At 65.4% G+C, this 13,257-nt stretch carries 12 protein-coding genes; 1 reads left to right on the top strand and 11 read right to left on the bottom strand.

Annotated features, from left to right (window positions below):
- Nucleotides 1-4 precede the first annotated feature (4 nt).
- Nucleotides 5-211 (top strand): hypothetical protein, encoded by a 207-nt coding sequence (locus BHQ40_RS12595; RefSeq protein WP_070156228.1) that lies wholly within the window; start codon nt 5-7, stop codon nt 209-211.
- 4 nt (nt 212-215) lie between these two features.
- Here BHQ40_RS12595 and BHQ40_RS12590 read toward each other — a convergent pair whose 3' ends face one another.
- From BHQ40_RS12590 to traC, 11 genes are read right to left on the bottom strand one after another with little or no spacing between them, the layout of a single operon-like run.
- Nucleotides 216-2,918, bottom strand: coding sequence for a conjugal transfer protein TraG N-terminal domain-containing protein (locus tag BHQ40_RS12590; RefSeq protein WP_070156227.1), 2,703 nt, complete (start codon nt 2,916-2,918; stop codon nt 216-218).
- 13 nt (nt 2,919-2,931) lie between these two features.
- On the bottom strand, nt 2,932-4,368 hold the full coding sequence (locus BHQ40_RS12585; RefSeq protein ID WP_070156226.1) for a conjugal transfer protein TraH: 1,437 nt from the start codon (nt 4,366-4,368) through the stop codon (nt 2,932-2,934).
- A complete protein-coding gene (locus tag BHQ40_RS12580; protein ID WP_253183352.1) occupies nt 4,358-5,122 on the bottom strand; it encodes a conjugal transfer protein TraF in 765 nt (254 codons plus the stop codon). Before BHQ40_RS12580 ends, BHQ40_RS12585 begins: the two co-directional genes overlap by 11 nt.
- A 56-nt stretch (nt 5,123-5,178) precedes the next feature.
- On the bottom strand, nt 5,179-6,924 hold the full coding sequence (locus tag BHQ40_RS12575; RefSeq protein ID WP_070156225.1) for a conjugal transfer protein TraN: 1,746 nt from the start codon (nt 6,922-6,924) through the stop codon (nt 5,179-5,181).
- Nucleotides 6,921-7,676, bottom strand: a complete 756-nt coding sequence (gene trbC, locus BHQ40_RS12570; RefSeq protein WP_070156224.1) for a type-F conjugative transfer system pilin assembly protein TrbC — start codon at nt 7,674-7,676, stop codon at nt 6,921-6,923. The genes BHQ40_RS12575 and trbC overlap by 4 nt, the downstream gene beginning before the upstream one ends.
- Nucleotides 7,673-8,686, bottom strand: coding sequence for a conjugal transfer pilus assembly protein TraU (gene traU / locus BHQ40_RS12565; RefSeq protein ID WP_070156223.1), 1,014 nt, complete (start codon nt 8,684-8,686; stop codon nt 7,673-7,675). The genes trbC and traU overlap by 4 nt, the downstream gene beginning before the upstream one ends.
- The gene (traW, locus tag BHQ40_RS12560; RefSeq protein WP_070156222.1) at nt 8,683-9,312 is read right to left on the bottom strand and encodes a type-F conjugative transfer system protein TraW; all 630 of its coding nucleotides are present in this window, start codon (nt 9,310-9,312) and stop codon (nt 8,683-8,685) included. The genes traU and traW overlap by 4 nt, the downstream gene beginning before the upstream one ends.
- Nucleotides 9,309-9,830 (bottom strand): S26 family signal peptidase, encoded by a 522-nt coding sequence (locus BHQ40_RS12555; protein WP_070156221.1) that lies wholly within the window; start codon nt 9,828-9,830, stop codon nt 9,309-9,311. Before BHQ40_RS12555 ends, traW begins: the two co-directional genes overlap by 4 nt.
- Nucleotides 9,827-10,213 (bottom strand): TrbI F-type domain-containing protein, encoded by a 387-nt coding sequence (locus tag BHQ40_RS12550; RefSeq protein WP_070156220.1) that lies wholly within the window; start codon nt 10,211-10,213, stop codon nt 9,827-9,829. Before BHQ40_RS12550 ends, BHQ40_RS12555 begins: the two co-directional genes overlap by 4 nt.
- On the bottom strand, nt 10,206-10,592 hold the full coding sequence (locus BHQ40_RS12545) for a hypothetical protein (protein WP_070156219.1): 387 nt from the start codon (nt 10,590-10,592) through the stop codon (nt 10,206-10,208). Before BHQ40_RS12545 ends, BHQ40_RS12550 begins: the two co-directional genes overlap by 8 nt.
- Nucleotides 10,592-13,144, bottom strand: coding sequence for a type IV secretion system protein TraC (gene traC, locus BHQ40_RS12540; RefSeq protein ID WP_070156218.1), 2,553 nt, complete (start codon nt 13,142-13,144; stop codon nt 10,592-10,594). The genes BHQ40_RS12545 and traC overlap by 1 nt, the downstream gene beginning before the upstream one ends.
- Between the last annotated feature and the right edge of the window lie 113 nt (nt 13,145-13,257).

Raw genomic sequence — 13,257 nt, 5'->3', positions numbered from 1 at the left:
CCCTATGTTGAAGTCATCTGACGACCCTGTTGCGAGTGAGGACTGGAAGGGTCTCAAAGAGATCGACCGGGCCATCGCGGAAAATCGCCTGACTGCGTACACGTGGAAGAAGACCTGGGCCGATCCGTGGGGGCGCGCCGCCATGGTCACGGTCTTCACTTTGCTTACGGCGTACGTCATTTTTGTGATCATCAACGATTTGATCCTTTAAGGCCTCACCACTCTTTGACCTCGTCTGCGGCCTCTTCCGATGCTCCCTTAGCCCCTCGGGTGGTCGCATCGAGATTGCCCCTGGATTGACCGATCCGGCCACGGCCCCGTGCCTGCGCCGCGCGGACTTCTGCGCTGATCCCCGAGGTGTCAGGAGCAGTACCAAGACTGCCTGATCCACCGCCGCCACTGGGTCCACGCGAGCGGACGCTATCCTGGCTCGTAACGGCAGGACGGCTGACCGGCGCGAACTCGGGCAGCGTCAATTGCCCTTCAATGTCATCGTGCAAGCGGTCGGCATAGGTCTCGACGAACCGCGCCTGGAGCTGCTGGCCCTGTGTGCTCATCTGGAAATTGATGTCGTCGAAGCGGACTGGGCCATAGTAGTCGCGGTTCGCCTCGAGCTCCGCCATGCCCCATTCCCGGTAAGCCTGGCTGAGGTTGAGCGAACCGGCAGCGTTCGCGCCTTCGTACCAGGAGGCCTGGTTCTCGAGCCGGCTTGCCAATTCCTCGGCACGGCGCGCTTCGACCGAGTAGGTCTGCGCTTCGGTCAGCGAGTGGCTGAGACCCGCGGCGCTGGTCGAAACCTGCGAACTCGAACTCGAGCTCGTCTGGCGGAGGAATCCTTCGCGCGTGCTCGACCAATTCCGCGTGTCCGAAAGCTGCTGCAACGTCCCGGTAATCCGGTTGCGATCCTCAGAAGCGATGCCGACGTCGCTGTCGGTCCAGCTCTGGTTTCGTCCGCCGCTGGCTTTGGCACCAAGCTCAACTGGCCCAAGATTGCCTCCGACGCCAGCGCTAGCCTGGCCATTGAGGAACCACGACACGGTGATGTCGTCGGCGGCCCGGCGCGACAGCCCGAACTGCCGCTGCAGGGTCGTGGAGGCGTTGTCGACCTCGCTGAATGCCGTGCCGATGCTGTCGTTGTTGCCAGTGCCGCTCACCGTCTCGGACGACCGTCCCTGGCTGTAGGCGTTGCGGATCTCGTTGAACCGGGTGACAGCCGAGCTGGTCGATTGCTGGGCAAGGTTCGAATAGGTCTCGCTCTGCCCCCGGCTCTGGCTCGCCATGGTCGAGAGCCTGCTCGTGAAATCCTGCCCCAGCGTGGGCGTGAACGGGTACTGCGAATTCGGCACGGTCGCGAATTCCGCCTCGCCAAAGCTCGTTGTCTGGGTGCCCACATCGCTGAACCCGCGCGTCTGCGGTGCGCCATAGGAAATGCTCGGATTAAGTGCCCCTTGGGCAAACTGGCGTGAGAAGACCGTGGAATTGTCGAGATTGCTGTTGCCGAGCGAAACATTGCCGGTGCTCGCCTCGCGCGCCGCTTCCTCGGCCGCATTCTGCGAGGGGTTGAGGTAGGAGGTCGCCTGCCCGGAAATCGCGAGCGCGCCCTTGGCGACGCCGCCCGCCAGGAACGGAACCGAGGCCACGAGATAGCCGGCCAGAAGCCCGATATCGCGGTTGACGTCAGTCATGCCTACGAAGGTCGCGAGCGAGAGCCCGGTGCCGGCTCCGGCGGCCGCCACATCACTCGCGCCCTTGAACATCAGGATCATGTGCAGGATCACGAAGAGCGGGCCCCATGCCGCGAGGTAGAAGAATCCGGTGATGTAACCGCGCAGCGCTACCGGCCCGGTCTTGGGCATCAGGAACAGCGGAAAGATCACCGGGAACATCGCGTAGAAGACGACCGTCAGCACGACATTGAGGATCGGCACCCACTTCATCGCGTTCTCCGCGATCGAGGCATAGGTCCGCTCGGTCTGGATGTCGGCGCGGGTCTGGGCGAAGACGTCGATGCTGGAGGTGCCGCTCGCGCCCGCGAACCCGTGCATGGCCTGGTTCATGGCGTTGATCGTCAGGACCTGGCGGAAGATGTCGCTCGCGTTCTTCGAAACCCCCGAGAGATATTGGTAGGCGACCGGCAGGTCGGCGAGCAGCTTGGTCTTGGCAAGCGCCGCGGTCTGGCGCGGATAGAGCTGCCGCCCGGAGCTGAGCGCCATGGAATCGATCAGCCCGGCCCACTGGTTCGATAGAGCGGTGTAGGCATCGCGGCAGGTGACAATCGACGCGGTCACGCTGTCATCGGCTTGCCGCGTCAGGAATTTCTGGGCCCGCGCCGCACTGCCGGGGGCGATCGTGGCCCAGATGTCGTCGCTCTCGGCCAGCTGCTTCATCGAGTAGCGGCCAAGCAGCAGGTCATAGAACACGCATTGCCGGACATGCTCGTCGAGATTGGCGGCAAACTCCGGGTCCGAAATGCGCAGCGAGCGCGTCGCCTCCATGAGCCGCGCGCCATAGATCATGCCGTTCTTCGAGTAGTTGAGGTCGTCCGGAAGGCCAAAGACGAGCTCGGCCGAGCGGGTCAGATAATCGCCGACCTGGCTCGTGAAACTCGCCATGAGCGCGAGGCCCAGCGGCACGTTGGCGACGTTCGCCGGGGCAAGGCTTGGGTTGACCCGATCGGTCACATGAACGTCCATGCGCGGCACCATCAGGCACATGTAGATGAGCGTCGCGCCAAGGAACCAGTTGAGCCAAGCCCGCCAGTCCTGGTTGAAGGCCAGCACGATGACCGCGAGCGCCAGCCCCATCACCATGGTCACCTGGATCAGGCTCTTGTAGCCACCCGCGCCCGTCCAGCTGGCGACGGCATTCAAGACATTGACGATGTACTCGCCGCCGCCGACCGTGAAGATCTCGATCATGACTTGTCTCGCCTTAGGGGACGATGGAACGGGACTGGAGCGCGCGCGACCAGTCGAGCGATGCCGCCATTGAGGGCGACATCGAGGCAGCCAGCATGTTCTCGATCATCGCCGTCTTCTCGATGATCTGCATGATGGCCGAGACCTTGGCCTGTCCCGTCGCCTGGCGCTGCGCGAGGCTCGAGCGAACGTCCGCGACCTGCGAACGCCAGATCGCAAGCTTGGCCTCATCGGCGGCGATGAAGCTCGCCATCGAGCGGCCGGCTTCGGACACGATCCGGTCGAGCACCGCGTAGAGCAGATCGATGCTGGTGATCTCGGCGAGCGTGTCACGATCATCGGTCGCCATGCCCCGGCCATAGGCGGCCTGGACCGTCAGGATCTTGTAAAGCGGGACCGAAGCGACCTGGAGCAGCTCCTTTTCGGCATCGCCAATCGCGGTGTCCGAGCGGATCGCAGCCACCATGCTGCCAATGAGCGCGGCCACCCGCGGCCGGATCGCCTTGGCTGAACTCAGGCTCATGTCCTGGAAGGTCGGGTTGAGGCACTGGTCGGCCTCGTCGCAGGAAAAGACCCGGACGGTCTGGCCTTGCGTCCCATCGAGCAGCGCGGTGACCAGCGTCGAGGACGCGTCGCCCGCAAACGGCACGAACTTGCCCGGCTCATCGTCCTTGGGCGGCACGTAGATGACCGTGCCGATCAGCGTCATCGCGTATTCGGCGAGCTCCCGGTCGAAGGTTCCGCCCGGATTGAAAAAGGCCGATTTCTTGAGGACGTGCCAGGTGTAGTTGCGCGCGACGGCCGGGTTGACGTCGGCATAGTCCGCCCCGGCTCCCGAATTGGTCGAGCTTCTCTGCCCGCGCGTGCCGCAGCCATGCTTGGCCGCCGCATAGTCGGTGAAGATACCCTCGCTGTTGCCGATCGCTTCGCAGATCGCCTTGTCGGCAAGGTCGCCCTTGGGCCAGATCCCGCCGACCAGCCCTTGCGCCATCTCGCAGGAGTTGATCGAAAGATTGTTCATGAGCTGCGCCTTCTGCGCGAACTCCTGCATGATCTTCGAGCACTCGGGGCAGACCGTGTCGATCGCCAGGCTGAAGGCAAAGCCTACGGCATTGTTGGCGACCGCTTTCAGCAGCGCGACCATCTCGCTCGCGTTGATGAAGCTGAAGCTGCCTGCGAAGATATCGATCCCGCCGCAGCCGGCCCGCGCGCGGGGCAGCTGGAGATTGGCGATGTTGGTGGTCTTTTGCGGGAAGCGCGTCCAGACATTGCCCAGGCTGTAATAGCCCGCTGACTGCCCCTGGAAGGCGCTCGGCCCCGTGACATTCGCCGCACCGCCCATGTCGTTCATGAAGCGGTCCATGCTGTCGCCGACATTGGCGTGGAGCGGGGTCGCAACGAGGCTCGTGGCGGCAAGCGCGAGCGCCGCCGTGCGCAGCTTAGAAATCATGGCCGGCTTCCTTTGAGGTCAGGAGAAAGATGCGGTCCTGCAGTTCGTCGGCCGAGAGGACGCCGTAGCCGATCGGGATCGCACGCCCCGCTTCGCTGTCCCACAGGACCAGCGCCGGGGTGATCTTGGGCTCCAGCCCCATACGGGGCCGCTGCCCGTTCTCGACGGTGTATTGCGGGAAATGACGTGAGGGACCGCCGTCGGTGGAAATGGCCCGGACGGTCAGGTGCCAGCGGTCGGCGACTGCCTTGACGATCGGGCTCATGACTTCGCAGGCGCCGCAGGTCTGGGCGAAAAAATAGAACAGCCCATAGCGGTCACCGAGATGCGCCATGATCGTGTCGCGCTCGGCGGCCCGGGCGTCCTGCCATTGCCGCTTGGCCAGTGTCCCGACCGGGCGCTCGAGCGTATAGTCGAGCTCGGGCTCCTGCCAGATCGCGCGCTGCCAGACGTCGGAAAACAGCGAGGCACGATCGAGCTGCTCACGCTGGTAGCGGATATAGGCGGTCACGTTCTGCGGCGTCGGCTCGATGATCGCCCGGGCCTTCAACTCGCGCAGCTCGGCCGTGACGGCTTCCAGCTGGGCCGTAGCCGACTGCGCCTGAGGGGCCGACCCTTGCTCGCGCGGTTCGGCCCGCTTGGGCCGCACGCAGTAGAACCAGTACCCGAGACGCCGCTCACCGCAGTAGAAGGCATCGGCCTCGCCGGCGGTCACGGCCTGCTGTGGGCCATGGTCCTGGGCGACGAGCGGCATTGTCGGGACGAGTAGTGCAGCCATGAGGGCGGCGGTCACAGAGGTGCGAAGCGCGCTCACGGATTGCTCCTTTCGTAATAGTCGCGGATTTTCTGCTGGATGAGCTCGGAGGTCTGCAGCTCGTCGGGGAGGCGCGCAGCGTCGGTGAACTCGGCGTAGACCTCGGAGAAATCCATGCGGGAGAGATCGAGGCGGGCGAACTCGTCGAGCGTGAAGCCCAGGCACTGTTCGGACTTTGGTTTGGCCCAGGGCTTGGGCAGCTGCGCGCGGCCTTGCTCCTGCAGGATGCGGGTCAGCTTGGATTCAAAGCAGCAGTAGACCTTTTTCTTGGTCAGGCAGACGCCGAGGAAGCTCGATGAGCAATAGGTGCCGACATAGGCGCACAGGCCCTGCGCATCGCGCTCGTGGAGGAGGATTTCCTCGCGGCTGCAGCCGAGCGCAACCAGCAGCTGGACGCCGGGGATGAGCGGGAAGCCCTTGCCCTTGCAGCAGTTGAGCACGCCGAAGACCTTGGACGAGCAGGTCTCGCGCTCGCCCTTGAACAGGGTCATGGTCTCAGGATCGAATTCTCGCCGCGCCTGGTCCATCGCATTCAAGGCGACCACGGCATCCTTGAATTCGTCGTTGGCCTCGCGGGTGATGGTCTCGCACGAGCCGTCGATGCAGTAGACGTCGCCGTCGCAGACATATTGCTGGCCCGAAGTCTCACTCGGCGGCACCGGGCACTCGTAGACGCGCTCGGCAGTCGAGCAGGGACTGTCACCCGTCAGGCAATCCTCGCGCACGAAGCGGCAGCTGCCGTTCGCCTCGAGCTCGCTGCAATCATTGCCGGCGACCCTGGCCGAGCAGGTGTAATTGCGCTGCCAGGCCCAGCAGAGCTGGGTCACCGACACTCCGTCGACGATCCGGGTGACGGGATCGCTGTCGGTGCAGACCTCGCTGTCGAGCGAGCAGTTGGCATCGCCCACAAGACCCGAGCACTGGCTCTCGTTGCGCTGGGTCGTCACCACGGTTTCGGTGTTCGTGGTGTAGGGTGTCGCGCCCTCGACCGGCGCGGTGCAGCCCACCAGGTCGACGTGCAGGTCGCCATAAGAGCAGCCCCAGTAGATCCCGAGATAGGGATCGCACAGATTGATCGGCCAGGATTGGGTGACGGTGCACTGCGGCGCCGGATAATGGTTGCAAGCGTAGATGCTGGCGGGATCGACCCCGCTGCCGCCGACGCAGTAATAGCCATAGATTTGTCGCGGGGCCGCGCTGGCCTCCAGCGTGATCGGACAGGATGCGGACTTCTGCTCGGCCGTATAGCCGGTGTTGCAGGTCGCCATGTAAGTCCCGACAGAGCCGGTACCCGGCGGCAGCGGCACGCAATTGCCCTTCGAGCCGGAAACCGACATGCCGCTGGTGTAGTCGAGCGGGGTCTCGCTGATCTCGCCCGACCGCGCGAGGATGCTCTTGATTTCCTGGGGCGAGAAGCGCGCCCGATTGTTCATCGAGTCTTCGATCGTGCGGACGGCCGTGTTGCTGGTGGCTGCACTGCGCGCCGCGCCCTCGATCCGGTCCGGATTGACGGCCAGATCTTCGAGGCTCTGCGTTGCGGCGGGGTTGAAGCCGGGCACGCGCGAGGCATCGGGTGCAGTCGTCGCTGCACTCTTCACCTGGTCGATCACAGAATTGCCGAACGCCTTGCCGTCGGCCTTCGCGTCCGCGGTCGTCTGCCCTGAATTCGATTGGGCTGTGGCAGATTGCGCTGTGCCTGCGCATAGGAGCCCGGCGCAGAGCAGCGTCAGGATCTTTCTCATCGATCCTCTCCTTCCTCGAGCCGGGCAAGATGAAGGCGCGCCAGCGCGGCGCCGGGGCCGGCACCGTCTTTGAAGGTTTCGAGAACCTGTCCGACCGACACATTGCCGGTCAGCCGGTCGTGAGGCGGCGGGACGTCCTGGCAATCAAAGCCATCGCAGGGAGAAAAATCGCTCCCCACCATGACAAAGCTTGGCGCTGCCTCGATGTGGAAGGCGCGGAACAGGCGCGGGTCGATCCCGAGCGCCTGCGGAGCATCTTCGCCTTGCCAGATCTCGGTCAGGAGCGCCTTGAACCGCGCGGAATCGCCGGATGGAAAGCCCCGCAGCACAGTGACGCCGCCGGCGCGGCCCATGTCGCGCACCAATGCTTTCAAGGCCTCCGGCGGCATCGACAGGCTGGCAAAGGCGATGAAGCGCGGGCTCTCGCCAAGCGGCGCTTTTTCCGCCTCGGCCCGTTCGCGAACCATCGCATCGAAATCGAGGACGTCCGTGCTTTTCGACGTAGGTGGCAGGCTGTCGGCATAGCGCGCGCCAGCGGATTGGGCCTGGTCCTGGGTTTGGAGTGCGTCATCGTGCACCGCTTCGGCCCGCTCGCGGACTGTCGCCGCCAGGGCGGCCGCGTCCTCGGCATGCTCGGCCGAGCGGGCACGAATGGCATCGAGGTCGATGCCGTCGGGTGCGCTCTGGGCGAGCGCGAGCCCCGCGAGAGGGAGAGCCAGTCCCAGCGGGATAAGGAGAAGTTTCCGGTTCATAGCGCGCAGCAGTTCCGCTTGCGCCAGACGAGGTAGCCCATGTCCTCGCCGATCGCGGGGATGACCTGTCCGGCCGATTGAAAGGTGGTGGCGGCACCGATCGGGGGGCAGGCATAGCGCCCCTTGGTCGCCGGGTTCGGATTGGTGGCCTGGAAGCGGTATTGCTGCTTGCGCATCACCGGCATCAGGTACTTGCCGCAGAGCCCCTTGCTGCCCATCGTGCCCCAGGCAACGAGCTCGCGGTGGAGCTTGTAGGCAAAGCGCGAGAGCACGAGCCGCGATGCCTGGACATGCCCGATCGAGGCCGAAACATTGCCGTTCATCGGGTACATCGAGCCCTGGCAGCCAGCGCACCAGAACATCTCGTCGACCGGCAGGTGGACCGTCGAGGACACGCAATCGGCGGCGCAGGCGGCGAGCGCGAGCGGGTTGGCGAAGAGGACCGCCTCGGGATTGATGATCGCGGTGAGTTCGCTGTCCTGCCAGAGCGGATCGATCTCGGAGATGTAGAGGATGTCGATCGAGCCGGATTCCAGGCACAGGAAATCGGTGACGATCTCCATCCAGTAGATTAGCGGATAGGCATACCAGTGGACGTGCCAGCTCGAGTAGTTCTGGCTTGCCCCGCCGATCGCCGATGGCCCCTTGATCGAGCGAAAGCCGATATCGAAGCCGGGATCGAGCTTCATCCCGCCCAGATTGACGAAGCACCAGGGCTTCATGCTGACGTCGGCGAGCCGGACCGGCTCCCAGAACCCCATGGCGATGCCGGGCCGCAAACCGCATAGGCACAGCGGCAGGGTCGGGTTGGAAGGATCGGGACGGTTCGACGGCCAGATCTTGAGGCCCCCGACCGAGATCGGAAACAGGCAGGACCAGCAGATGTCGGTGATCGGGTTGACGAAGCTGCCGGTGCAGCGGCCGGGGCCCGCATCTGCACTGGCTGGACTGGCCAGCATCAGGCCCAGCGCTCCGAGCGCAGCCGCTACCAGACGACGAAGATGTGTCATGGGCGGGCTCCTTGACGGGGTGGAAGGACGATCTCGCTGACTTCGAGCGCGCGGCCTTGCTGGCGCACCCGCGCCGGCACCGCCCCGATCCCGAAGTGGCGGATGAGTTTGCCGCCCTGGTCGAAGTAAAAGCGCCGCTGGCGCGCCTTCATCAGCTCGAGCGGCGCGCCTTTGGTGAGGATGAGCTTCGCAGCCCTAGACTGGTTCAGCGCCCAGGCGAGCTGCTCGGGATCATCGCCGTCGAAGAACAGGAGCTCGGCGCGCAGGGGCACGCTGTCGAGCGGGTTCACTCGCGTGCCGCGGGCATGAATGAGCTCACCCTTGGGCCCTCGAATATCGGTCTCGAGCGTGATCGTCGGATCAAAGCTCCAGCGGCGGGTGGCGCTCGCGCGGACAAGCCCGTCGACGGGCTCAGGCCGATTGACCCGGGCCGCCGTGCGCCGTTGCAGTTCCTGGTTGAGCCGCTTGGTCTCGCCCGACTTTTCCATGGCGGTCAGCCGCGTATGGATCTGCTCGAGGAGATCGCGCTCGATCACCGGGAAAACCGCGCCTTGCTGGCCATAGTCACGGGCCTCGGCCGCAGTCGCGCAGGCAAGGCAGAGCGGAAGGAGAAGCGCGCGCCTCACAGGATCGCCCTCCCGCTGCCAAGAATGTGGCCGCGGCAGGCAAAGCCCACTTCGGCGTAGCGGCTGTCGAAGCCGCGCGGGTGGTCGCTCCCGACGTAGTAGCATTTGCGCGGGATGACGCCTTCGGGTCCGGGGCTGAGCTTGAGCCCGAGCCGGGTTTTCGTCAGACGCGCGCCGACCTTGCGCCCGTTGACCAGGACCTCGGCGCCCTCGTGGCTTACCACGTCGCCCGGCAGGCCGAGCACGCGCTTGCCGAAAAGATGCGGACCTTTCCCGAAATGCCTCTCCAGCAGCGGCGAGGCTGGCGGCTCGAAGAAGATCAGGCTGCCGCGCGAAATCGGCGCCGACTTGTCGAGCCAGAAGGCCCAGTTGGGCAGGCTCGGGCTCGCATTGATGAGAAACGCATGATCTTCGCCGAAAGCGGCAATCGGCGCCCAGGCAAACGGCAAGGCGACAATCCCGGTCAGGAGCAACGGACGCCGGACCCGGCGCAGCGTGCGGGCGACAAGATCCGTCATGGCCGCTTCTCCCGCCCAAGCTTGGCCGCAACGCGCTGCTCGAGTTCAGCCGTGGCATCGGGGACATCGCCGGCCAGCACCGCTTCGGCGACCAGCACCACCCGGCCATTGCGGCCCATCTCGCGAACCGCAGCCTCGGCGGCCTGGAGGTAGGCCAGCGTCCTTGCCTGACCATCCTCGGGCGCCTTGCCGCTGCGCGCTTCGGCATCGACGAAGCGCGCGATCGTTTCAGACAGGCGCACGGTGACGATCTGCTCGCGGGGGCGCGCCACTTCGCGGCTGACCCACGCGCCCCACAGAAGGAGGCAGACCGCGAGGAGAACCGCGCCCAGACGGATCGCCAGCGTGCGATTAAAAGATTGTAATAGGGTCGTGTCAGCCATTGTCGGTCTCCCGGGGAGCGGCCGGCGCGAGCGCAGTTTCGAGGCGGTTCAGGAACCGCGGCGCGCGTGCCAGCAGCACGCCGAGCGAGGTCGCGAGAAACACGCCCAGGAGGTCCTGCGAGAAGGCGATCCGCCGGATCGCGCTCGCTTCGCGGTAATGGTCGGCAAGGTTGGCGAGCTGCGTGAACAGGAGCCCCAGGTCCCAGCCCGCGAGGAACAGGAAAGCAAAAAGCGGCAGTCCGAGCACGATGAGCAGGCTCGAGACGGCAAAACGCGAGGCCTCAATAAGGACGAAGCATGTCCCCTGCAGAAACGGCAGCAAGCGCTGCGGCGGCGACCACACGCCGATGTGGTCGAAGGGCGTCTGGTGAAAGGCCATCAGCGCTCTCCCCACGGCAGGCCCGCCACCTTGCGGATGGCATCGGCGAGCGGCATGCCGCGGGCCTCAAGCGCCTGGATCGCGGCGTAGGTGTCAGGGTCGGACGAGAAGATCGTCGCCGAGAGCGGATCGAGAACCAGACGGCCAATCGCCTCGGTTTCCGGACCCTTGATGAAGATCTCGGAATATTCCGCGCCCGAACGCTTCAGGGACCGGATCAGGGTCTCGGTGCGATCGTCCATGTCGAGCCGGGCGCTTTGCCGGAAATCGGCAATCGTCTCGGCCTTCTGCTGGAGGATCAGCATCCAGTCGCTGTTCTCGAGTGCGGCGCGGGCGCCGTCCGACTTGTAGTAGTCGTTGAGCGACTGGGTGGCAGTCGCGAGCGCGCCGCCATATTTGCGTGCGGTGCGGGCATAGGTCTCGACGAACTCGCCCATCGAGCCGCCCCGCAGCATCGACCAGGCCTCGTCGATCAACAGCAGCTTGCGCGTTGCTCGCGACGTGCGCGTCATGGCCTGGCCGGTCATGAACATGATCGCCGAGAGGACGACGCTTCTGAGCTCCTCCCGGCTCGCAAGGTCGCTCATCTCGAAGACGGTGAAATCATCGTCGAGCGCGAAGCTGGCCTGCCCTGAAAAGAACCCGCCGTAGCTGCCGCCGCGGCAATAGGGCGCGATGGCAGTCGCCAGGTTTGCCCCAAGCTCGCCGCCGCCCGCGCCAAGGGCGGCCGCGATATCGTCGATGCTGCCGCCGCTGCCGAGCGTGTCCCAGACTGTCGTCACCGCCCGGTCGATGAGGCCGCGCTCGGTATCGCTCGGCTTGTCATCGTGCCGCGCCATCTGGCCGATGATCGCCTTGATCATCGCAAAGCAGTCGAGCCGGTAGTCTTCATCGCTCGCCGCCCGGGCATCATCTACCATCGAGAAGGGGTTGAGCGAGAAGCCGGCTGCCAGGGTGAACTCGACGAAGCGGCCGCCCTGGAGCTTGACCGAGTGCTCGAACGAGCGGCCATCGTCGATCACGACAACCTTGGCGCCCGCGCCGCGCAAGGCCGCGCACAGTTCCTGGAGCAGCACCGATTTGCCCGACCCCGACTTGCCGCAGATCGCGATGTTGTGGTTGCCGGCCCCGTTCTCGAACGGCGACCACCAGAAGGGCTGGCCCCGGCGGCCGACGAGCAGGAGATGCGGCACGGCGCGGCCGAGATATTCGCCCTGCATCGGCGCGATATTGGCCGCCGTGGTCGAAAGCATCGTGCGCATGCGCTTCAGCCGCAGCATGTCGTCCGCCAGCCCGTCGGCGAGGCTCAAGGGGAAGGCTGCGACCAGGCCCTGGAGCTGGAGAAAGCGCTCGTCGGCGAGATCCCAGCCCGCCGCCTTGAAGATCGCCTTGATCACCCGCTCATGCGCATCACCTTGGCCGAGCGGCGAATAGCTCGTGAGCCCGTAGAACAGCTTCACCAGCTTCTTGCCGGCCTGCAGCTCGTTTTGGACATGCCGCCACTCGGCCGACTGGTCGGCAAGCTTGGGCAGGAAACGCGCGCTTTTGGTTTGGCTGAGGCTCGTGGTGCGCATGAACTTGTAGCCCGCGCGCGCCGAGGCAGCCTCCTGGTCGGGATAGACTAAGCACAGCATGGTTGCGGTCGGACAAGGAAACCGCAGCTTGTCGGTGAACATGTCGCCGATGAGGCGCGCGCATTCCCAGGGCGCCCAGCGTTCGGGGAACGCGCGCACGGCAAAGTGGCGCAGATCGAAGCTGTCGGGCAGGCATTCACCGACTTCGGGATGGCCAGCGCGGTCGCGGCCAATCTCGCGGAACCGTTCGGTTCGCAGCACCATGCGGTCATCCTCGACCTCTAGCTCGATGTCGCTGCGGATCGCCTGGACGTCGATCTGCTCAAGCGGATTCCAGCTTTCGCGCTCGGGTTCGCGGGCCGTGGTTGGCGACGTCAGCTCGTCGATCAGCCCGATCAGCGCCGAAGGCCGCAGCGCATGGGCTTCCAAACCCAGCGAATGGATGAGCCCCAGGAGCCCCTCGCGGCATTCGGCGAGTTCGGCATCGGTGACATGCGCGCTTTCGGGCACGCCCAAAGAGACGATCAGACGGCTGCTGCGGACATGGAAGGGCGCGTGCGCCGAACCGCTCTCCCAGACCAGATCGTAGAACCGGGCGATCCGCTCGCGCGCGATCGCCTCGTAAATCCCGCCTTGCTCGTAGCGGGGCGCGAACCACGGCGAGACTTGCCTGAAGATGCGCGGGCTCGCGAAATTGAGCACTTGCAGGCAGGCCCCCTGGGGCAGCCCTTCGGAGAAGAACTGACCCAGGATTTCGCCGGTGCGCTCATCGGCGCCGATGAGCGGCGTCACCTCAAGGATGAAGCCCTTGGAGCGGGCATTGCGGTAGAGCCCGGCGCTCTCGTCGAAGACCCGGTAAGGGAGCCAGTCCGAAAGCATGTCGAGGGCGAAGCGCGTGCGCGGCTTTTCGGCCGAGGCCGTGTCGGCGAACAGCGAGCCCATCAGCGCGTCGCGCGCGCTGGCAAGCGAGAAAGTCATGGCTTTTGACCTTCCTGAGGAGCGGGCTCCTTCTTTGGGGCGTCAGGGTGGGGGACCCGGGCCGGGAGGGAGGCAGTCCCGGGTCCCCCGGCCGGCGCGTGCTGCAAGGGGGC

Origin of the sequence: Sphingobium phenoxybenzoativorans, from assembly GCF_001757355.1 — a bacterium.
GTDB classification, from domain to species: Bacteria; Pseudomonadota; Alphaproteobacteria; order Sphingomonadales; family Sphingomonadaceae; genus Sphingobium; species Sphingobium phenoxybenzoativorans.
Note: the sequence above shows the minus strand (reverse complement) of the source record. Positions and strands in the feature narration are given on the sequence as shown.

Bases quoted from the DNA above. Each gene is read 5' to 3' on its own strand.
- BHQ40_RS12595 (WP_070156228.1), top strand. From the start codon at position 5: ATGTTGAAGTCATCTGACGACCCTGTTGCGAGTGAGGACTGGAAGGGT.
- BHQ40_RS12590 (WP_070156227.1), bottom strand. From the start codon at position 2,918: ATGATCGAGATCTTCACGGTCGGCGGCGGCGAGTACATCGTCAATGTC.
- BHQ40_RS12585 (WP_070156226.1), bottom strand. From the start codon at position 4,368: ATGATTTCTAAGCTGCGCACGGCGGCGCTCGCGCTTGCCGCCACGAGC.
- BHQ40_RS12580 (WP_253183352.1), bottom strand. From the start codon at position 5,122: ATGCCGCTCGTCGCCCAGGACCATGGCCCACAGCAGGCCGTGACCGCC.
- BHQ40_RS12575 (WP_070156225.1), bottom strand. From the start codon at position 6,924: ATGAGAAAGATCCTGACGCTGCTCTGCGCCGGGCTCCTATGCGCAGGC.
- trbC (WP_070156224.1), bottom strand. From the start codon at position 7,676: ATGAACCGGAAACTTCTCCTTATCCCGCTGGGACTGGCTCTCCCTCTC.
- traU (WP_070156223.1), bottom strand. From the start codon at position 8,686: ATGACACATCTTCGTCGTCTGGTAGCGGCTGCGCTCGGAGCGCTGGGC.
- BHQ40_RS12555 (WP_070156221.1), bottom strand. From the start codon at position 9,830: ATGACGGATCTTGTCGCCCGCACGCTGCGCCGGGTCCGGCGTCCGTTG.
- BHQ40_RS12550 (WP_070156220.1), bottom strand. From the start codon at position 10,213: ATGGCTGACACGACCCTATTACAATCTTTTAATCGCACGCTGGCGATC.
- BHQ40_RS12545 (WP_070156219.1), bottom strand. From the start codon at position 10,592: ATGGCCTTTCACCAGACGCCCTTCGACCACATCGGCGTGTGGTCGCCG.
- traC (WP_070156218.1), bottom strand. From the start codon at position 13,144: ATGACTTTCTCGCTTGCCAGCGCGCGCGACGCGCTGATGGGCTCGCTG.